The sequence below is a fragment of the Carnobacteriaceae bacterium zg-C25 genome, from assembly GCA_017945845.1.
Lineage (GTDB): Bacteria > Bacillota > Bacilli > Lactobacillales > Aerococcaceae > WM01.
In genome coordinates this window covers 746,297-768,087 of sequence record CP072828.1, presented here as the reverse complement: position 1 = coordinate 768,087, position 21,791 = coordinate 746,297, and the positions used below count along the sequence as shown (strand labels likewise).

At 35.7% G+C, this 21,791-nt stretch carries 18 protein-coding genes; 15 read left to right on the top strand and 3 right to left on the bottom strand.

Annotation, left to right across the window (positions count from 1 at the left end):
• Nucleotides 1-89: 89 nt before the first annotated feature.
• The 5 genes from J7S27_03665 (at nucleotide 90) to J7S27_03645 (ending at nucleotide 5,948) form a co-directional block, all read left to right on the top strand.
• Nucleotides 90-1,952 (top strand): NAD(P)/FAD-dependent oxidoreductase, encoded by a 1,863-nt coding sequence (locus J7S27_03665; GenBank protein QTU82421.1) that lies wholly within the window; start codon nucleotides 90-92, stop codon nucleotides 1,950-1,952.
• Nucleotides 1,953-2,008: 56 nt separating this feature from the next.
• Entirely contained in the window at nucleotides 2,009-2,965 is a 957-nt protein-coding gene (locus J7S27_03660) for a polyprenyl synthetase family protein (protein ID QTU82420.1), read from the top strand.
• 352 nt (nucleotides 2,966-3,317) lie between these two features.
• Nucleotides 3,318-3,860: an FMN-binding protein gene (locus J7S27_03655; GenBank protein ID QTU82419.1), complete on the top strand. Its 543-nt coding sequence runs from the start codon at nucleotides 3,318-3,320 to the stop codon at nucleotides 3,858-3,860.
• Nucleotides 3,861-3,946: 86 nt separating this feature from the next.
• Complete coding sequence (locus tag J7S27_03650; GenBank protein QTU82418.1) at nucleotides 3,947-4,990, top strand: FAD:protein FMN transferase; 1,044 nt, start codon at nucleotides 3,947-3,949, stop codon at nucleotides 4,988-4,990.
• Nucleotides 4,991-5,000: 10 nt separating this feature from the next.
• Entirely contained in the window at nucleotides 5,001-5,948 is a 948-nt protein-coding gene (locus tag J7S27_03645) for a 1,4-dihydroxy-2-naphthoate polyprenyltransferase (protein ID QTU82417.1), read from the top strand.
• Here the strand turns inward: J7S27_03645 and J7S27_03640 are convergent.
• Entirely contained in the window at nucleotides 5,940-6,362 is a 423-nt protein-coding gene (locus J7S27_03640; GenBank protein ID QTU82416.1) for a NusG domain II-containing protein, read from the bottom strand. The genes J7S27_03645 and J7S27_03640 overlap by 9 nt on opposite strands.
• Before the next feature lie 89 nt (nucleotides 6,363-6,451).
• On the opposite strand from J7S27_03640, the gene J7S27_03635 reads away from it, so the two are divergent.
• Genes J7S27_03635 through J7S27_03625 form a run of 3 tightly spaced genes read left to right on the top strand, consistent with a single transcriptional unit; the run spans nucleotide 6,452 to nucleotide 8,911 of the window.
• Nucleotides 6,452-7,270, top strand: coding sequence for an ATP-binding cassette domain-containing protein (locus J7S27_03635; protein ID QTU82415.1), 819 nt, complete (start codon nucleotides 6,452-6,454; stop codon nucleotides 7,268-7,270).
• Nucleotides 7,246-8,130, top strand: a complete 885-nt coding sequence (locus J7S27_03630) for an energy-coupling factor transporter ATPase (protein ID QTU82414.1) — start codon at nucleotides 7,246-7,248, stop codon at nucleotides 8,128-8,130. The genes J7S27_03635 and J7S27_03630 overlap by 25 nt, the downstream gene beginning before the upstream one ends.
• The gene (locus J7S27_03625) at nucleotides 8,123-8,911 is read left to right on the top strand and encodes an energy-coupling factor transporter transmembrane protein EcfT (protein ID QTU82413.1); all 789 of its coding nucleotides are present in this window, start codon (nucleotides 8,123-8,125) and stop codon (nucleotides 8,909-8,911) included. Before J7S27_03630 ends, J7S27_03625 begins: the two co-directional genes overlap by 8 nt.
• Nucleotides 8,912-9,872: 961 nt before the next feature.
• On the opposite strand, the gene J7S27_03620 is transcribed toward J7S27_03625, so the two are convergent.
• Nucleotides 9,873-10,976, bottom strand: coding sequence for a hypothetical protein (locus tag J7S27_03620; GenBank protein ID QTU82412.1), 1,104 nt, complete (start codon nucleotides 10,974-10,976; stop codon nucleotides 9,873-9,875).
• A gap of 333 nt (nucleotides 10,977-11,309) precedes the next feature.
• On the opposite strand from J7S27_03620, the gene J7S27_03615 reads away from it, so the two are divergent.
• From J7S27_03615 to J7S27_03600, 4 genes are all read left to right on the top strand, one after another.
• The gene (locus J7S27_03615; protein QTU82411.1) at nucleotides 11,310-12,425 is read left to right on the top strand and encodes a DEAD/DEAH box helicase family protein; all 1,116 of its coding nucleotides are present in this window, start codon (nucleotides 11,310-11,312) and stop codon (nucleotides 12,423-12,425) included.
• Nucleotides 12,418-12,843: a hypothetical protein gene (locus J7S27_03610; protein ID QTU82410.1), complete on the top strand. Its 426-nt coding sequence runs from the start codon at nucleotides 12,418-12,420 to the stop codon at nucleotides 12,841-12,843. Before J7S27_03615 ends, J7S27_03610 begins: the two co-directional genes overlap by 8 nt.
• Nucleotides 12,844-13,045: 202 nt before the next feature.
• The gene (locus tag J7S27_03605) at nucleotides 13,046-14,893 is read left to right on the top strand and encodes a site-specific DNA-methyltransferase (GenBank protein ID QTU82409.1); all 1,848 of its coding nucleotides are present in this window, start codon (nucleotides 13,046-13,048) and stop codon (nucleotides 14,891-14,893) included.
• A gap of 3 nt (nucleotides 14,894-14,896) precedes the next feature.
• Nucleotides 14,897-17,533, top strand: a complete 2,637-nt coding sequence (locus J7S27_03600) for a DEAD/DEAH box helicase family protein (protein ID QTU82408.1) — start codon at nucleotides 14,897-14,899, stop codon at nucleotides 17,531-17,533.
• 379 nt (nucleotides 17,534-17,912) lie between these two features.
• Here J7S27_03600 and yidC read toward each other — a convergent pair whose 3' ends face one another.
• The gene (gene yidC, locus J7S27_03595; protein QTU82407.1) at nucleotides 17,913-18,824 is read right to left on the bottom strand and encodes a membrane protein insertase YidC; all 912 of its coding nucleotides are present in this window, start codon (nucleotides 18,822-18,824) and stop codon (nucleotides 17,913-17,915) included.
• 115 nt (nucleotides 18,825-18,939) lie between these two features.
• Here yidC and J7S27_03590 point away from each other — a divergent pair, with 115 nt between their 5' ends.
• Genes J7S27_03590 through hslU form a run of 3 tightly spaced genes read left to right on the top strand, consistent with a single transcriptional unit; the run spans nucleotide 18,940 to nucleotide 21,772 of the window.
• Entirely contained in the window at nucleotides 18,940-19,839 is a 900-nt protein-coding gene (locus J7S27_03590; GenBank protein QTU82406.1) for a tyrosine recombinase XerC, read from the top strand.
• A 3-nt stretch (nucleotides 19,840-19,842) separates the two neighbouring features.
• Entirely contained in the window at nucleotides 19,843-20,373 is a 531-nt protein-coding gene (gene hslV, locus J7S27_03585; GenBank protein ID QTU82405.1) for an HslU--HslV peptidase proteolytic subunit, read from the top strand.
• 1 nt (nucleotide 20,374) lies between these two features.
• On the top strand, nucleotides 20,375-21,772 hold the full coding sequence (gene hslU, locus J7S27_03580) for an ATP-dependent protease ATPase subunit HslU (GenBank protein ID QTU82404.1): 1,398 nt from the start codon (nucleotides 20,375-20,377) through the stop codon (nucleotides 21,770-21,772).
• Nucleotides 21,773-21,791 lie beyond the last annotated feature (19 nt).

Below are 21,791 nucleotides of genomic sequence, written 5' to 3'. Positions count from 1 at the left end.
TCTAAAAACATAATAAATGACGCTTTTTTGTTGTGAATAAGGTAACAATATGGTATGATATTCTGTGTATTTTAAAGGAGGGAATAATAGTGAGCAAAAATATTGTCATTATTGGTGCTGGTTATGCAGGGATTGCAGCCGCAAGACGTTTAGCAAAACAGTACAAAAAAAATGAAGAAATATCGATTACACTAATTGATAAAAATTCATTCCATACGTACATGACAGAGCTACATGAAGTAGCTGGTGGTCGTGTAGAAGCGGAAGCCATTCAATACGATTTACAACGGATTTTCAAAAAATATCCAAAAGTACAATTGGTTACAGATAAAGTGGTATCGATTGATTATGAAAATCAAAATGTTGTTGCTGAACACCAAACGCTATCATTTGATTATTTATTAATTGCAATGGGTGGTGAAGCAAACGATTTTGGTACACCGGGTGTAAAAGAAAATGGATTTACATTATGGTCAATTGAAGCTGCTGAACGTTTACGTGAGCATATTGTTGATTGTTGCTACCGCGCAATGCGTGAACACGATGAAGAAAAACGTCGTGAATTGTTGACGTTTACCGTTATTGGTGCTGGGTTTACCGGTATTGAAATGATTGGTGAGTTAATTGATTGGGTACCATCATTGGCACATCAATTTAAACTAGATGAAAAAGAATTTTCTTTAAAAGTTGTTGAAGCCATGCCAAAAATTTTAAACATGGTTACAGAAAAAGAACAAGTTAAGGCAACAAAATACTTAACGAAAAAAGGTGTAGAACTTGTTCTTGGCGATGGTGTCACATCGATTGAAAAAGACGCTTTACACTTGAAAAGTGGTCGTGTCATTCCAACACAAACATCTATTTGGACAGCTGGTGTACAAGCTAATTCAGACGCTAATGATTTCGGTATTGAAAAAGCAAGAGCCAATCGATTAGTCGTTAATGAATTTATGGAAGCTAAAGGTAAAACAAATGTATTTGTTGCTGGAGACTTAGTGTGGTTTGAAGATTCAAACGCAAATGGTGCGCCCGTTCCACAAATTGTGCAAGCGGCTGAACAAACAGGGCACTGTGCCGCAGAAAACATCATTGCATCAATCGAAGGTACACAAAAACACGCTTATAAAGGTAAATACGATGGATTCATGGTATCTATCGGTTCACGTTACGGTGTTGCCTACATTATGGATAAATACCATATGAGTGGATTCTTTGCCATGTTATTAAAACATATTACCAACTTAATTTATTTCTTTGGTATTCGTAGTTTTTATAATATTGGTGCGTATGTAAAACACGAGTTCTTTGATATTAAAGATAAACGTAATATTTTTGGTGGTCATTTATCAAGCAAAGGGAACCGTTTATGGTTAGTGCCATTACGTATTTTTTATGGTAGCATGTGGCTTTCTGAAGGTTTGAAAAAGGCATTTGGATGGTTTGGTACAACATCATGGTTTGGCGATGACGTTGTTTTCCCATTTGAGTGGTTAAAAGCAGCCGATGCTGTTTCTGGTGCGTCACAAGCAACAGATGCAACAACTGAAGTGGCTAATCAAGTGTTTAGTTTAAGCTATGCGTATGGCGAAGCACCAATGCAAGTGTTTGGCGATATGCCAGACTGGTTTGCATCTATCATGAAAATCTTTATTCCAAATCGTGAGATGGCATTGTTTATGCAAAAATTCATGGTATGTGTTGAAATTGCAATCGGTTTAGCATTGATTGCCGGTCTATTTGTTTGGTTAGTGAGTGCAGTTACCATTACTTTTGTGGCAATGTTCTCCTTATCAGCAATGTTCTATTGGGTAAACATCTGGTTTGTACCTGTAGCGTTAGCGTTAATGTCTGGTGCAGGTAGAACGTTTGGATTAGATTACTACGTACAACCAATGATTGGACGTTGGGTAGATAAGCTGATTTATGGCAAGCCGAAACATATTTATAAATAAAGGCAAAAAAGGCTAGGCATCAGTCTTAGCCTTTTTTGAATGAAAGGGTGAAATGCATGGTTCATCACATTTGGGATAGTCATCCAACGATAAAAGAACAATTGAATAAAGTACAATCCATTATGTTAAATGAGTTGACACCCACACATCCAGATGTGCTCGCAACGGTGAAATCGTACATTTTATCTTCGGGCAAATTTATACGTGCTGCGCTATGTATTTTGTTTGCTGAGCAGAGCGGTCACTTAAATGAAAAAACGCTGTATCGTGCGGCAAGCATTGAAATTTTACATTTAGCGACACTCATTCACGATGATGTGATTGATCGATCGGATACACGACGTAATTTACCGTCCTTTCATCAGCAATTTGATAATCGTATTGCCATTTATGCAGGCGATTATTTATTGGCTTATAGCGCCCGTTTAGCCAAAAAAGGCTATGTAGACGGTATTGAATCGTTTGGCAATGATCGTATTTTAGAATTGGTTTTATCGGGTGAGTTAAGACAATTGATGCATCAATACGATAAAACCATTACACTTACACAATATTTAAAACAAATTCGTGGGAAAACGGCGCAATTATTTGGTCTAGCGACACAAGCTGGTGTGTTATATGAAGGTGTAACACCATCCACTTTGAGAAATGCCTATCAAGCCGGTATTGCATTGGGAATGGCATTTCAGTTACATGACGATTTAATTGATTATTCATGGGATAAAAATGTATCGGGTAAACCAAGATTTCAAGATATTCAAAATGGTATTTATACAGCACCTGTATTATATAGTGGTTCGTATGAAGAGTGGAGTCGATACGTTCCTGAAAATAATGAATGGTCGATAGAGAATTTGACAATATTGTTACATCATCTTGAAAGTAGTGGGGCACTTTTAAAAACACGTGCGCTAATGGAAAAGTATTTAGCACGATTCAACAAACGCGTGCATCAATTATTTGATGACAGGGCAACTGATAGTGTGCAACGGTTATTAAAACAATTATTTTAAAGTCTAAAAAAATGTCGGTAGAGTATCTACCGGCATTTTTTAGGGTTGATGGTATCAGTCATCACCCCTATTTAACATAGAGTTATTTTTTGGCGGTTTTAATGGATGGTTTAAAAGAAAAATCGAAAAAATGATGTCTATGTAAACAGAGTTGACGGTTCACTTTAAAAATGAAATCACAGAAAAATATTACGATTATAGGGCGTATTTTTTATAAAAAGTATGTGTATTTAATTAATATTTTAATATATTATTTTTAGTTAAAACCTTCACAAAAAAGTAGACAAACGCTTTCATTTATGCTATTATTTATTATACAAAATAACCCATAAGGGAAAAGGAGATAAAATAAATGAAAAAATCTTTACTTTTATTAGCTTCAGTAGCAGTATTAGGAGCATGTGGTTCAACAGCTGCACCTGCAACAACTACTAAAGCAGCAGACAAAATGGAGTCTAAGATGGAATCAAAAATGGAGTCTAAAATGGAATCTAAGATGGATTCTAAAATGGATTCAAAAATGATGACATTAAAAGACGGTACTTACAAAGCAGAATCAGGATTTGACGAACGTGGCTGGAAAGTGGTTCATTCAATTACTGTAAAAGATGGCAAAATTACAGAATCTAAATTTGATTATGAAAACAAAGAAGGCAAAATGAAATCTGCTGACGAATCATACAACAAAAACATGAAAGATAAATCAGGTGTTTCAGCTAAAGAAGCAATCGACAAATTAAATATGCAATTGGTAAGCACTCAAGATGCATCTAAAGTTGAAACTGTTACAGGGGCAACAAGCACTTCTAAAGGATTCAAAGAAGCAACTGACTTATTATTAAAAGCAGCAGCAGAAGGTAAAACTGATTTAATTAAATTTGAATTAGCTCACTAATTTTGAATATTAAATAATACACAAACACGGCTTATTCGCGTATAATTAAGCCGTGTTTTTATTTTAAAAGTGAAAGGATAGAATATATGAAAAAGCTATTTTTTCTTTTAGTGGCGACTCTACTAGTTGGGTGCAGTACAACACCACAACCAACAGCATTACCCATTGAAAAAACGCCAATTACACGTAGTGAGTCGTTGTTGCATACCGTTGTTCAATTAAGTGTTTATCATAAAAATCAAGAAGCAGCGATTCAAGAAGCGCTGGATTACATGAGTGAAATGGAAAAATTATTTTCCACTAACTTAGAAGGTTCTGACGTTTATCGCATCAATCAAGCCGCGGGAAAAGAAGCCGTCAAGGTCAATGACGCTACTTTTGAATTGATCAAAAAAGCATTGAATATGGCAAATGAAAGCCACGGTAAATTTGATGTTTCCATTGGTGCCGTTACAAACTTGTGGCGTATTGGAGACGCTGAGTATGCTAATAAACCGGAACATGAAAATATTGTAAAAAATTTAGCGTTAATTAACTATAAAGATATTACGCTTGATGAAGCGAATAAAACGGTGAAATTAGAAAAATCCGGCATGGTTATTGAACTAGGTGGTATTTCTAAAGGGTATATTGCTGATGGCGTGAAGGCGATTTTTGAAAAGCATGGCATTACAACAGCAATTATCAACCTTGGTGGAAATGTTGTCACGATGGGAACTTCGCCAAACAATGAAAAAGGTTGGGTTGTCGGTGTTCAAGATCCGGACGAAGTGCGTGGGACGGTTGTCGGTAGTGTACCTGTACAACAAAAAGCGGTAGTGACTAGTGGGATTTACGAACGCTATGTTGAAGTAGACGGTGTGAAATACCATCATATTCTTGATCCTAAAACAGGGTACCCCGTTGAAAATAACATTTCGGGTGTAACGGTCATTACAGATAATTCAGCGACGGCAGATGGCTACAGTACCGTGCTATTTTTATTAGGTATTGAAGAAGGTTTAAAATATGTTGATGCACACGATAATCTTGAAGCAGTATTTATCGATAAAGATGGCGGTATTCACTTGAGTAAAGGATTAAAATCAACGTTCGAACTGTTGGATAAAGCCTATCATATTGTTGAATAGAGGTGTTTTTGTGAAAAAAATAACGTTACCCATTTTTTTAGAATTTGTGGAATTACGCACTAAAGTAGCGAGCGTTTTTCCGATGTTAATCGGTATTTTGTGGACCATCAATCATTATCACACATTTAATTGGCTCAATACGATTGTGTTTGTGTTGGCGGCGCTTTGTTTTGATATGTGCACGACCGCCATTAACAACACCATGGATTATAAAAAGGCTGTTGATGAAGAATATAAACAAAAGGATAATGTTATTGGTCAGTTCAATTTAAACTATCGGCAAATGGTAACCATCATTTTTGTGTTGCTCAGCATTGCCGTTGTATTGTCCATTGTATTGGTATTTTTAACCGACATTATATTATTACCTATCGGAGCAGTGTGTTTTTTAATTGGTATTTTTTATACATTTGGTCCGATACCACTGTCACGATTACCGTTAGGTGAAATTTTTTCGGGTGTGACAATGGGATTTGGTATTTTCTTTATTAGCATTTTTGTCCAAAATCCAAGTTTACTCATGACATCTGCATGGACAGAAACGGTTGTTCATTTGAATTTACACTGGAAAAGCATTGTATTGACGTTTGTCATGAGTGTGCCGTTAATTTGTTTAATCGCCAATATTATGTTAGCGAATAATCTCTGTGATTATGAACAAGATTTGCGCAATCATCGCTATACACTCGTGCATTACCTCACACCACGTCGCAGTTTAATGTTATATGTTATTTTAAGTATAGTGCCATGGATCATGTGGGCAATTTATATTCTGTTTGGCTATTTACCAATACGTTCAGCCATTGCGTTTGTTCCAATGTTTTTTTTACATTTTCCAAGTATTAAACGTTTTTGTAAAAAGCAAATAAAAAAAGAAACTTTTGTTGAAAGTATCAAAAGTTTCGTCTTGTTTAGTGCTATTTATGTCATTATTTTAGGTTTAGATAGTTTAATTTAGTGGTAAGATCATCTCATTAGCATCAGGGGTGGCTTCACCCGTAATTTCAATCATTAACTGATGTGGCAAACAGACCGCCACTTGACCGTATTGGCTAATCCAACCAGTACGTACACCAATTTGATCGGGAGAATTATCTTCTTTAATGCGAATGCGATGACGATCAATTTCTACAATGTTGTATTGATTATCATTGGGTGTATAGTAAAATTCTTGATTGGGTGTGCTATCGGATAAGACAAATCGATCAACAACATCACCATTAATTTTAACAAGTGCAATCAATTGATTTTTAGATTGTTGTGATAAAAAAAACGTTGTGATGATTGTCGGTGTAAACGACAAAAGAACGGCTGTTATGATTAAAATATAGTCGAATCGTTTTAAATATTTTAAAATCTGTTTCATGAGCATCTCCTAATTTAGTATATTGTATTGAATTGTTTTAAATACGTCAACTATTTAGGGTTACTCAATACGGATAGAAGATAAGAGAGGAACATATGTCAGTCATATTGCAATTAGAAAATATTGGATACACGACTAGTAATCAGTCATTTTCGTTACAAAATATAACGTTTGATGTGCATGAAGGTGAGTGGTTAAGTGTTATCGGACCCAATGGTTCTGGAAAATCGACACTTAGCAAAATCATGATGGGCTTAATTGACTACCAAAGCGGTCAATTATTTTTTCAAAATCAAGTAGTAACGTCACAAAATTTTCATGACTATCGTGATCAAATTGGGTATGTCTTTCAAAATCCAGATAATCAATTTGTTGGTATTACGGTAGAAGAAGATATTGCTTTTGGATTGGAAAATCGACAAGTGCCTTCCGAACAGATGGCTGATAAAATTAAAGACATTTTAAATTTGGTTGATATGACAGCATATGCTCAAACGGCAATTGATGAATTGTCCGGTGGACAAAAACAACGTGTGGCTTTGGCAAGTGCTATGGTGCTAAATCCCAAAGTTTTAATTTTAGATGAAGCAACAACAATGATTGACCCACAATCTAGACAGGAATTGTTTCAAGTCTTGAAAAAAATTCAAGTGGAAAAAGGTGTTGCGATTGTATCGGTGACGCACGATAGACAAGAGTTGTCATTTTCTGATCGTATCGTTTCATTAAACAATGGACAAGTCATTGACATCATTGATGCCAAGCAATACCAATATACAGCACATGCGGGATTAACAAAATCAGTCGTTGATGCAGTTGTTGAACGATTTTCATTATTTCAACAACAAGAAACGATCAATTTATCAATAGAAAGTGTAGTAAATGAATTATGGACATCGTATATCAAGACGTAAATTTTTCTTATTATGGCATCAATCAAACAGCCAAAAGTGTCTTAAAACAATTAAATATGGCGATTCCTTATCATCAAATGACGGCAATTATTGGAAAAACGGGTAGTGGTAAAACGACGTTAACGAAATTGTTAAATGGATTGGAAAAACCGCATTCGGGAAAAGTAGTATTTAAAGATAGTGTACTCACGCCAGAAAGTTCGCAAGATGAACAATTTTTACTAAAAAAACATGTCGGCATGGTCTTTCAATTTCCCGAGACGCAGTTATTTGAAAAAACGGTGCTAGATGATGTGATGTTCGGTCCTTTAAATTTTGGGTATGCTCAAGAAGAGGCTAAAAAAATGGCGATACATGCCTTATCACAAGTTGGTATTGACGATCAATTTTATGGTCAAAATCCATTACGGCTATCGGGTGGACAAATGCGAAAAGTGGCAATTGCCGGTGTCTTGGCGTGTGATGTAGATGTTTTAGTGTTAGACGAACCAACGGCAGGTTTAGATTCAACGGCTAAAAAAGACTTGATGAACTTGTTTAAAACGTTAAATGAAACTGAACAAAAAACGATTGTTTTTATTTCTCACGACATGAATGAAGTGAGTGAATACGCCGATTATGTCGCTGTCATTCAAGACGGAGCATGTGTCAAATTAGATACGACCGCCAATGTTTTTTATGATGATGCTTATAGTGATATTGATGGCGTTGTTTTACCAGAAACGGTTCATTTTTTCAAAAAATTGTTAGAACGTGTACCTAATTCTAAAAAATTTGAGGCATTAAAACCCGTTACTGTAAAAGCACTCATGTCGAGTATTGAAATGATGAAACAAGAGGAGACGCAATCAAATGAATAAATTTTTTCTTGGACGTTACATTCATTTTAATTCGCTCATTCATCACTTAGATGCACGATTAAAATTAGTCGTTACATTATTTTTACTAGTCATGACAATGATTGTGTCATCACAACTTGGCATGAGTTTATTAGCCTTTCTTTTTGTTGCACTCATTTATTTATCCAAAGTACCATTAAAGGCGCTATATTATGGATTAAAACCAATTTTAAATATCATCTTGTTTACAACGTTCTTACAAATCTGCGTTGTCCAAGGTGGAAAAATTTATTTTTCTTTAGGTGTCGTGCATATCACTAGTTCAGGTTTAAATAATGCTGTATCAACATTATTTCGCTTAACGAGTATTGTTGTTGTTTCAACGCTATTAACGCTAACCACAAAACCTATTGAATTAGCCGATGCCATTGAATTTTTTATGTGGCCATTACGTAAAATCATCAATGTGCCGTTATGGTCGTTAATGTTTTCTGTATCCATTCGTTTTATTCCAACACTCATGCTAGAGTTAGAAAAAATCATGATGGCACAACGTTCACGAGGTGTTCGTTTTGAAAGTGGTGGAATGATACAGCGTGGAAAAGCGTTCGTCCCGATTTTATTACCGCTCATGGTGTCAACGTATAAACGTGCCATTGATTTAGGTACGGCAATGACGGCACGAGGCTTTAATGAAAATGTCCGTCGGACAAAATTCCGACAATTGACATGGCAAAAACAAGATACAATTGGTGCGCTTATTTCATGTTTAGTCATAATTGGCATTTTTTTCGTTCAATAAAGGAATAGTACCCGTTTAAAACGATAGTTCATAACGTTTTAAACGGTTTTTTAGCTATAATTATCATAAAAAGAGTAGTCATTAATTAAAAATTGTTTTGAAATCATTAGTTTAATCGTTTGGAAAATGAGTTGATCAATTAATTTTTTTTAGTGATTGACGGGAATATATGGGAAACATATAATTAAATTGATGAAAGCGTTTAATTTATAATTGATATACCAAGATTTGTAAAAGTGTATCAATAAAAAAAGTGATTGTTTTACGATTATGTATAGTAACAGAAGATATTCATTTGAAGAAAGGAGTTATTTTGTATCAAACGACTATTTGATACAATTATTGTGGAATAAATATGATTAAATTTTATAAAACAGGGAATTTTAGTATTATTTCTTTTGCGTTGTGTTTATTGCTACATCAATATATTTTAAAACAAGAGAATTTTAGTTATATATTTGTAATCGTTTTAGCACTGATGTGTTTATTAATTATAGAGGGGATGTATAGCGTTAAATATAAATATTTTAATAGATTTGTTTATACGCTTATAGGGATATTCATTTCTATCATTATAGCGAGTCTAAAAATAGATTATTATGTAGGTCTTATTTTGATTTTTGGACTAGGTTTGAGAGATGCGTATGATTTACGTCGATAATGATAAAGGTTGATAGAGTATGATTTTTTTACTAGCTGTTTTATCCACTTTTTTATTTATATATTTAAATAATAGGGTATTTCAAAGAACACAATATACTAAAGTGATTGATATTGTAGTTATTTTTGTAGGAATTTTTCTTAATATGATAGATTTATCGAATCATTACATTCATGCTTTAACGATACCTTGTATGGTATTAGCAACAATAGACGCATTAAAAAAATGAAATTAATGGTAATGAATTAAAAACCCCGTTTTAAAACGATATGAACAAATCGTTTTAAAACGGGGGTTAACTTATGAATGTTTTGATGAAATAGCATTATTAAGATTTTTTTGTAGTGTTGCATTAAGAGCAGTATAAAAAGTTTTGTCGTCTTGTAAAAGGTGACTTTGTTTTAAAAATTTATCGGCAGTTGCTAGTGATTTTTTAGTTGCAGTATAGTCACCTAGACATTCCAATTCGTAATAAGCTTTAATGGTTTGTAATGAGTATTGTTGCTGCTTTAAATAGGTTTGTAATGTTTTAGATTTTCCAAGTTTTATTGCTTTTTCTTTTTCATTTTGTAGTAGATAAATTAATAATAGCAAAGATTCTGTAGCAGCTTTAATAAATTTATTTTCTGTAAATTGAATCAGTTGCTCTGCTTTTTGTTGTGCTAATTCAAGGTTGCCATTGAGTATTTGTACTTCAATAACGTTTGCAAGTACGGTTTGGCAAATAATACCTGGTTCTAATAAACTGTCATCAAGCGAATAAAAATCAGATAAGTTTGATTCTTTTGAATCTAAAAAAAGTTGTGCCGCATGCTCTAGTGATTGATAAAATAGTTTACTATGATGCGGGTATTCTTTCAGTTCAAGCACTTTAGCACCATCGGTTATTCCGTTAGGGTTTATATTTAGAAAAACAAAACCTAAATTTATCAAAATTTGTGGTAAAGCAATTAGCCAATGATTCAATATCAGTCCAATCATTAAAAAAATAAAGATTAAAGAGATATGTATAATAATACCACCGAAAAGCATTAGAATGCTTCTTGTGTCATTGTGGTCTTTTTTTATACCGACATACTGTGCGCCAGCACCTTGTACCAATAACTTTTTAGTGAACTTCCAATGCCCTTGTTGATTGACAAAGCTGTATTTACCGAGTGAGATGGCAACAGTTTTAAAACCAGTGAGTTCACCGAAAAAAGCGTGCCCTAATTCATGAAGTAATAATGTGATATAAAGTAGAGTATATAAGATTACGAAATATAGTATTGCGCTAAAGCCATTCTTATCATTGAGTCGAGCTATTAAGAACCCAAATGTTAAAAACGATGATAGAATCAGTAAATTCCCAACGGTAAGACAAATGATGTTTAAAAATTTAAGATAACGCTTATTTTTTATCATAAGATACACCCTTTCAAAAATAAATATTTATTACTATATCGTACTTTAATAACCGATTCAAGCAAAAACTTAATACAAAATAAATCCCTTTTTATGTTGTGCATTTCTTTTTTTGTTACGGACAGTTTGAAATTGTTTATATTATAATGAGGTGATTTTATGGAAAGTGGGCGTGACTATATCGTTCCGGATTGTTCTCTATTTTCAGAGTTTAAACCTTGTATTACTGACGGGAAATGTACACGATGTGGCTCTAGTCAGCTCGTGCTTGCGCCATGTGAAGTGTGTCAAAAATTTTGCCTTTATTGTGTGTCGTGTATAGCACTCGGCAAAATGAGAGCGTGTTGCCATGTTGCAACAGTTGAAAATAAAAAGATGCCGTTGCGAACGGTCAAATGTCTATGGGATGGTCAATTGTCAATGCAACAACAAGAAGGCTCACATGCTATTAGCCATGCGATAGACAGCCGTCAAAATTTATTGGTAAGCGCTGTAACAGGTGCAGGAAAAACGGAAATGCTTTTTGAAAGTGTTGAAAAAGCATTATCCAGCGGGTTACGCATTTGTTTAGCAACACCACGTATTGATGTGTTATTGGAACTTGTTCCGCGATTTCAAAAAGCGTTTCCCAATGAAGACATTATGGTATTGTATGGCAATCAAAAAGAAACGTATCATTTTACGCAATTTGTCATGGCAACCACACACCAACTACTAAAATTTACGCATGCTTTTCAAGTGCTCATAGTTGATGAAGTGGACTCCTATCCATTTGAACATAACGCGATGCTCCAACGGCGTGTGCCGATGGCACTCACTGATGACGGGGTTGTGATTTATTTAACGGCTACACCAACACCACATCACGAAAAATTAATGCGTCAAAACATGTTGAATTATTTTGAATTGCCTGCGCGTTATCATCAACACGCACTTAGTGTGCCAAAGTGTCGATATATTGGCAATTATGTGAAACATATCGAAAAAAGACGAATGACTGGGTGGATGAAACTGATGTTAAATTGGGTTAAAGAAGGAAAGCGCTTTTTAGTATTTTGTCCAAAAATTGACGTGATGCATCAGTTAGAAGCGTGGTTAAATGAGTTGAGCGTCACTCATTTTGAAAGTGTGTACGCCGAAGATGCGTTGCGTGAAGAAAAAATTGTACAAATGAGAGAAGGAAAAGTGCAGTTTTTGTTGACCACGACGATTTTAGAACGCGGCGTCACTTTTAAAAATATTGATGTCATTGTTCTCGGAGCAGATCATCGCGTCTTTTCTAAAGCAGCATTAGTACAAATTGCAGGTAGGGTAGGACGGTCGATAGAACACCCGACAGGGCAAGTGTTATTTTGGCATAACGGCATGACAAAAGAAATGAAACAGGCTGTTAAATGGATTAACGAAAAAAACGAGCAGGCAAAAAGAAGAGGATTGATTCATGCGTGAGTGTATGATGTGTCAAAAAGTCATTCGACAATCGACAAAATGGGCGTCATTATTTTTAAACGATACAGACAATACGGTCTGTGAGGCGTGTTTAAAGGACGCTGAATTGTATCAACAAGCATTAAAAGATTATTTAGAACGAAATGAGTATCATTTACGTTTCTATTTATCGTGTGTTCTCAAAAAACATGTCCCTTTAAAACATGTTCAAGTGCTGACGAAAGGCTATAAAAGAGAAAAAATCAACTTATATGATGAAGCATATGCGATTTGTTGTTTGCTTATATCGTGTGCATCGCTGACACCAACGATACTCAACTATGAAATGCGTCCAGCTAAACATGCCAAAAAGACGCTTGTCATTGGTTTTGATGATACGTGTGATGTCAATTTGTTTCGGTTAGTTAACCCAGATTAAAGCAACCGGGGTTAACCTTCAAAATAAGAAAGACAATGGAACACAATGTGTGATGGAAGATTATGAAAACGGTTTTTAAATATGCTATAATAAAATCAGAAATTTAAATAGACGCGAAGGGTTAACCCTTCCTTTATGATATTCATCATAAAGGAATCCTATCAATCCTTCAATAATCTTCAGCTGAAAGGGAGAACGAAAAATGAAGAAAGAACTGGAACGACTTCTAGCACAAAATGACACCTTTATGGTGGAAGGTGTCCTCAATAAAAATAAACTATCGGAGTTGGCAAGGCAGTATAACCCTGAACTCCTCAATCTCTTAATGAGTGACAAAAAAATTTCCCAGCATTTCTTTGCAACGCTTGAAACAGGTGTTCTCGTCTTTAAAAAAGACATCTTTTTGCAGTTTTTGAACAACAAAGAATTTCTCCCTGACAGCTTTACGGCTTACAAGACTAAAATTGGTCTAGCGACAGGAGACAAGTATCTTTCCGAAAATCAAGAAGTTGTTCTGAACTTCCCCTATAAAGACTGTGTGCTGGAGGGTGGACAAACCAAGGACGATGCCAAACGTCAGGAAATTTTCTTTAATGAAACGCTTGCTCCAACAGAAATCAATCGCCTGCTGGATGACAAAGTTTTAACGAATTTCAAACGCTATGATGAAACTGGCGAGCATGAAGTAGAAGAATTAAAGGATACGGATAATCTCATCATCAAAGGAAATAACCTAATTGCTTTGCATAGTTTGAAAAAACGCTTTGCCGGAAAAGTGAAGTTGATTTATATTGACCCACCTTATAATACGGGGAATGATAGCTTTAATTACAATGATAGTTTTAATCATTCGACTTGGCTAACTTTTATGAAAAATCGGTTGGAAGTGGCAAAAGAATTGTTGAGTGATGAGGGTAGTATTTGGATAAATTTGGATGATAATGAAGCTCACTATTGTAAGATTCTATGCGATGAAGTTTTTGGACGTGAAAATTTTATTCATAATATTGTTTGGCAACACCGAAAAAGTGTACAAAGCGATATTGTTGTTAGCCTGTCGCACAATCATCTTTTAGTTTATGCAAAAAGTGCTAATAATTTAAAATTAAATCGCTCAAAAGATGTTAATGAAAATGCTTTCTCAAATCCTGATAATGACCCACGAGGTGCATGGAAAGTTACACCATTTGACGCACCAAATATTCGCCCAAATTTAACCTATCCAATTACCAACCCAAATACAGGTGAAACTTATTTACCGCCAGAAGGTAGATGTTGGCGAACAACACAAGATGAATACAACCGATTATTACAAGAAAATAGAATTGTTTTTGGCAAAACAGGAAATTCAAAGCCACAAGCAAAATTATTTTTAAGTGAAGTTCAAGCAAAAGGCGTTAGTATCAAAACTTGGTGGGACGATTGTGGAACAGCAACGGAAGCAACCAAAGAATTACAAAAACTATTTGAAGCCAAAAATATATTTTCAACGCCAAAACCCGAAAAATTATTACAACGAATAATTGAATTATCCACCAATTCCAACGACATCGTCCTTGACTATCACCTTGGTTCAGGAACAACCACCGCCGTCGCCCACAAGATGAACCGCCAATATATCGGTATTGAGCAGATGGATTACATCGAAACAGTTTCAGTGGAACGCTTGAAAAAGGTTATTGCAGGTGAACAAGGCGGTATCTCTAAAGACGTCAACTGGTCTGGTGGCGGTAGCTTTGTGTACGCTGAACTGAAAAACGATGCTCAAGATTTTAAAAATCAAATTTTAGAAGCGACAACAACGGAAGAATTATTGGAGCTATTTGAACTTGCGAAAAAATCGTCATTCTTATCTTATCGGATTGACCCTAAAAAGCTAAAGAAAGCTGAATTTGAGAAGCTTTCCTTGGCGGAACAAAAGCAAATTTTGTCTGAAATCATCGACAAAAACAATCTCTACGTGAATTACGCTGATATGGATGACAGCGATTATGGGATTTCTGCTCAGGACAAGAAGCTCAATCATGCTTTCTACGGAAAGGAAAAATAAGTTATGCCTTTTATTTACGAAACCTATGACACGGTCAGTCGGTCTGGCTTTAAGAATTTTCGAGCAGATTTACCTGACTACATCACAAAAAATTTAAAATATGCTTTACGACCTTACCAAGAGGAAGCACTTGGACGGTATTTATACTATAAAACCGATAAAAATCGTGCTATTCCAGAGCAAGTCCTCTACAACATGGCGACTGGTTCAGGGAAAACACTGTTAATGGCGTCAGTCATTTTGGAAAAGTATCATCAAGGCGAGCGAAACTTTATTTTCTTTGTCAACAACGATAATATTCTGACGAAAACCAAGGATAATTTTTTGGAGAGTACTTCTGGAAAATATCTTTTTGCAGAAAAGATTGTCATGGACGGACAAATCGTGACAGTGCGTGAAGTGACGGATTTTTCAGATAGTCGAGATGACAGTATCAATATTGTTTTTACTACCATTCAGAAACTGCATCAAGACCTCAATACGCCACGAGAAAATCGCTTGTCTTACGAACAATTTAAGGATATTTCTGTCGTCATGTTGGCGGATGAAGCCCACCACTTGAATGCAGGTTTGAGCAAGTCAGAAAAAGATGATAACACGAGCTGGACAAGTACGATTGAAGCGATTCAAAAGACCTCCAAAAAATCGAGTATCTTTGAATTTACGGCAACCATTGACTTGACCAATCCAACGTTGGCACAAAAGTACGAAAAATCTCTCCTCTTCAAGTACGACTTGAAAGAATTTCGACTGGACAAGTATTCGAAAGACGTTCTCTTTCACTTGGTGGATGGCGAAGTGAACAATCGCATGCTTCAAGCTATCCTTATCAGCCAGTACCGTAAGAAAATTGCTCTGAAAAACGGTATCAACCTAAAACCTTTGGTCATGTTCAAGTCACAGCAAATTGCCGAGAGTCAAGAAAATCTGGATGCATTTTTAGGTTTGCTGGATAACCTTACGCCTGAAGATATTCAAGCACAGCGTAATCTTGTTTCAGAAATAGACGAAAAATCCAGTATTTTAAAAAAGGCATTCTCTTATTTTGAAAAAGCGGATATTTCAGATAGTGATTTAGTGGCAGAACTTCAAGAGGATTTTCGGAAAGAACGCCTACTTTTAGTTGACGGAAAGAATAAGCATAAAGATAGTCTTCATCTCCTCAACACCTTGGAACAGCCTGCAAATGAAATCCGTGCGATTTTCGCTGTGGATATGCTCAATGAAGGTTGGGACGTTCTCAATTTGTTTGATATTGTCCGTCTTTATGACATTCGTGATGGTAAAACGACAAAAAACGGCTTTGTTGCCGGAAAAACCACCAACACCGAGAAACAGTTGATTGGACGTGGTGCTCGCTATTATCCTTTTGTGATTGGTGATAATTTGGAGGAAAAATATATTCGTAAGTTTGACGATAATGAGAATAACGAACTCCGTGTTATCGAGCAATTACATTATCATTCTGCGAATAATCCTCGTTATATTTCAGAGCTCAAGCAAGTTTTGCGTGAGTCTGGTATTTTCGATGACCAAAATTTAGTAGAACACACGTTGAAACTCAAAGAATCTTTCAAAAAGACGCGAACTTACACCGATGGCGTCGTCTGGATGAACAAACGTCTCTCATATGAACAATTTCTTGAACAACGTCAAGGCAGTTTGTTTGATACGAATTTCATTCCGAAATCTTTTGAAGTGAAACTCTTAACTCATGGCGTACGAGATATTGAGGCTTTTGATGAGGCAACTTACGTTTCGGAAAGTTTAGAAGTTCTTACCTTCAAATTTGGCGAAATCATCGGCAATCATATTGTTAGAACTGCCATCAATCGCAACAAAAAGTTTTCTTTTGATCATCTTCAAAAGACTTTTGTAGGATTATCGAGTGTCTCTGGATTTATCGATATGCTTTCAGATATTGATATGCGAGTGGAGTCTCAATATCACTTAGTCAATGATTTGACACCAGATGACAAACTTTACATCACGGAAAAACTACTTCATCATATTGAAAAAGATTTGATTGCGACGGAAGAGCATTTCTTTGGTTCAGAAACATTCGAACAGTATAAAATTAAAGACTTGTTTGAAGATAATATTTTGCGGAAATACACTGTTCATCACAACAGTCAGGCAGAGTTTGGTGTGTCGCAAAAAAATTCAGCTGAAACCCAATATTTCGAAAACTTGGATAATCTGGACTGGTACGCTTATGATGATAACTTTGGTACAAGTGAAGAAAAACTTCTCGTTCGTTTGGTGAAGGATTTAATGACGGAACTTGAAGAAAAATGGACGGATATTTACTTGCTTCGAAATGAAAAAGCTGTGCGGATTTACAGTTTTGATAAAGGGCAAGCTTTTGAGCCGGACTTCCTCTTGTTTGCCAATGATAAGAAGACTGGCAATGTTTCTTGGCAAATTTTCATTGAGCCGAAAGGTAGTCAATTCTTGGATGCGAATAACACTTTCAAGAATGGCAAGGAGGGTTGGAAACAGGAATTTTTGCGTCAAATTTCTGAGCGAGACGAGGCAAGAACGCTGGTGGATGATGACCGTTATCGCATTGTCGGCTTGCCGTTTTTCAATGAGATGGTAAGTAAGGATGAGATTAAGGTAGCATTACGGGCACTTTAATAGACAATGTGAGCAGAAAATAAAAAATGTATATTAAAATTAAATGATTGTGTAACAATGTTTATGGTTGGTGGCATAAGCCACCAACCATAATTTCATGTATACAAAAAAGCAATTTTTCTATATGGTACCATCTCTTCACTAGGTGCTTAATATTTTAAGTCAAAAGTGACGTACGAATAGCTCCTTCCCCGCACAACGTAGGGGAAGAGAAATGTATCGCATACATTTCGGTGAGCTGTACATCACTTTGTGACTTAAAATGAAAAGATAGTGACTTAACATCTGTTAAATCACTACCTTTATGAGCTATCAACTCTATTTGATATAGAGACAAAAAACGACCGTTTATTTAGCGGTCGCTTTTTGTTCGTTTAAATTATCGTCTTTGTTTGCCTTCGTTACGGCGTTGTCCGTTTGTGATTGGAGCAGGTACCGTTTCAGATGTTTTGTTTGGTGTGATGTCTTTACGTTTTGGTAATGTGATTGGATTTTGTGCCATGTATTCTGCAACTTGTTCTTTAATACGTGGTTTTTGTACTAAATTCGTGTATAACGTTGTAAAGCAACTCACAATACCACCGATTACCCAATATAAAGCCGCTCCGGCTGGAACGCTTGATGCAAACACAAGTTGCATGATTGGTGTAATCAAAATCATTGTACGGTTCATTTGTTTTTGTTCAGGTGTCATACCAATTTGTGTGAGTAGACCTTGAATCAAATACGCACCTGCCGATAGAATCGTTAATAGCATACTTGGTACGTCTAATGAAATGCCCATGAAGACATCTGAACGAATGGCGTTTGATGAAATCGTCGCAAAATATAATGCAGAGAAAATTGGAATTTGTACAAAGATTGGTAAACAACCACCTGCTGAAATTAATTTAATGCCGGCTGCACGTTGCAATGCCATCATTTCCATTTGAACGGCATTACGTTCTTCAAGAGATTGTGCATTTTTTAAACGGTCATTTATTTCGTCCATTGCGGGTTTAATATACGTTGTTTTTTCACTGTTTTCAGTTGTAGCACGTGTCATTTGTAAGTTTAATGGTGTAATGATTATACGTACGATAATGGTTACCATGATGATACCCAATCCGTAGCTACCGGCTTGCCCACCGAAAAGTTGTGCAAACCAAATGATGATAGATTCCATTGGTTTTCCTAATAAATCCCACACCCAACCGGTTGGTTCTCCGTTTGCTGTTCGTGACACACATCCCGAAAGTAGTAATAACAGCGTTGTAAATAGCGTTAATTTTTGAATCGATTTATTTTTCATATAGCTTCCTTTTAAACAAAATTTTAAATCATTATATCATATTCTATACAGATAGGAAATGTTATTAAATTGAATGTTTTTTGAAAAAACGTATAATAGGTGATGGAGGTTGCTTATGGATGTAAAGACGGCTTTTTTAAATCAACTAGCGCATGAAAAGTTTTATTCACAGGCGACTATTGACGCGTACGCTCGTGATATCGATAAGTTGTTCAGTTATTTATCGTCACAAGGTGTAACCGATGTTACGCAATTGACTTTTCATCAGGCGCGGTTTTATTTAGGGTATTTGAATGAATGTGGGTATAGTAAAAACACCATTTCACGACTATTGTCCAGTGCACGTGTTTTTTTTCAATATTTAGTGACAAATGATTATTGTCAAGACAATCCATTTAGAAGCATTTCATATAAAAAAAGGGAAAAAAGATTGCCTAAATTTTATTACCCCTCTGAAATGAACATGATTATACAATCGGCGATTGGGACAACACCACTCGATAAACGCAATGTGGCACTAATTGAACTTTTGTATAGTTGCGGATTACGTGTGAGTGAGTGTATCGGCGTGAGTGTGAATGATATCGATCATCATGCGCAACTCATACGCGTTGTGGGTAAAGGTGGCAAAGTGCGGTATGTGCCTTTTGGTGATGTCGCGCAACACTATTTATCGGTGTATTTGGACGAAGCGCGTGGAGCGTTAATGCAATCAAAAGAACACGATATACTGTTTGTGAATCATTTAGGCGATCCGCTAACAAGTGTTGGTGTCGCGTACATCTTAAATCAAATCATTAAAAAAAGTAGTTTAACGTTTGATATTCATCCGCATAAATTGCGCCATAGTTTTGCAACGCATTTATTAAATAATGGTGCAGATATTCGGGTTATTCAAGAATTATTAGGGCATGACAGTTTAAAAGCAACTGAAGTGTATACACACGTCACAAAAGATAATTTATATCGTGAATATATGATGCATCATCCACGATCACGAAAGAAAAAGGAGTAAATTATGACAACAATATGTGCAGTAAAAAAAGGGAATCAATTTGCCATGGCAGGTGATGGACAAGTCACTATGGGACAAAGTGTGATTATGAAAGGGAGCGCTAAAAAAATTAGACGTCTCTACAATGATGAGGTCATTGTTGGTTTTGCCGGTTCAGTAGCCGATGCTATTACATTAGAAGAATTATTTGAAGATAAGCTCAATCAGTATAAAGGTAATTTGCAACGTGCCGCCATTGAATTGGCAAAATCTTGGCGTTCAGATCGCATGTTACAAAAGTTAGAAGCGTTACTCATTGTCATGAATAAAGAACAAATGCTACTCGTATCTGGAACGGGAGAAATTATTGAACCAGATGACGGTGTTTTAACCATTGGTTCGGGTGGTAATTTTGCCTTAGCAGCGGCACGTGGTTTAATGCGCGTGGATAATGCATTGAGTGCGCAACAAATTGCCTACGAAAGTTTAAAAATTGCATCTGAAATAGATGTCTTTACAAATGATAATATTATTGTAGAAGCGATTGGAGAATAATATGACACTACTTGAAAAAACACCAAAACAAATTGTCTTGGAATTAGATCAATACATTGTAGGGCAACAACAAGCTAAAAAATCGGTTGCCGTTGCGTTACGTAATCGTTACCGTCGCATGAAATTAGATGAAAGCATGCAACGTGATGTGACGCCTAAAAATTTACTCATGATTGGCTCAACGGGTGTTGGTAAAACGGAAATTGCGCGTCGTTTAGCGACGTTAGTAGATGCTCCTTTTGTCAAAGTTGAAGCAACAAAATTTACAGAAGTTGGTTATGTCGGACGTGACGTAGAGTCAATGGTGCGAGATTTAGTCGATAATGCGGTACAGTTAGTGACGAAAAAACAAAAATCTTTTGTCTATGCACAAGCTGAAAAACAAGCCATTTCCCGTCTTGCTGCAGCGTTAAAACCGGGGATTTTTAGAAAAAAAGCGAATGCACAATTAGATGCCTTATCACAAATGTTTAAAGGTATGGGTGTTGAAGCGCCGCAACAGGAAGAAGAGGAAGAAGTTTCAGCAGAGTTAGCCGCAGATAGACGTATTTTAGAAAAACAAATTGCTCAAGGTTTACTTGACGATAAAGAAGTGACGATAAAAGTAAATGAACGTGAAAAAGCAGTATATGGTGGTGGACCTGCAATGGAACAATTGTCCGCCATGCAAGATATGCTTGGTTCAATGCGTCCACGTAAACAAATTAAACGGACATTAAGCGTGAAAGAAGCTAAAGAATTATTGATTGATGATATTTCAGAAACATTAATTAATAAAGACGATATACATTCACAAGCAATTGAGTTAGCGCAAAATACAGGGATTATTTTTATTGATGAAATTGATAAAATTACCTCTAAAAACAATCAAGCAGGGCAAGTGTCTCGTGAAGGTGTACAACGTGATATTTTACCGATTGTTGAAGGTTCGCAAGTATCCACAAAATATGGACCAATCAAAACGGATCATATTTTATTCATTGGGTCAGGGGCATTTCATTTATCTAAACCATCCGATTTAATTCCGGAATTACAAGGACGTTTTCCAATTCGTGTCGAATTAGAAGATTTAACAAAAGAAGATTTTGAGCGTATTTTAAAAGAGCCAAACAATTCTTTAATTAAGCAATATACGGCTTTATTGGCGGTAGAAGGTGTGGAAGTCATTTTTACACAAGAAGCGATTGAAACAATTGCGCGTCATGCGTTTGAATTAAACGAAGAAACGGATAATATTGGTGCTAGACGTTTACATACTATTCTTGAAAAATTATTGGAAGATTTATTATTTGAATCAGCCGATATGTTTGGCGCACAAGTGACAATTACACAAGCCTATGTTGAAGAAAAAGTTGGTAAAGTGGTCAAAGATGACAAGTTAAAACACTATATTTTGTAATGAATGAGTGAATCGGAGG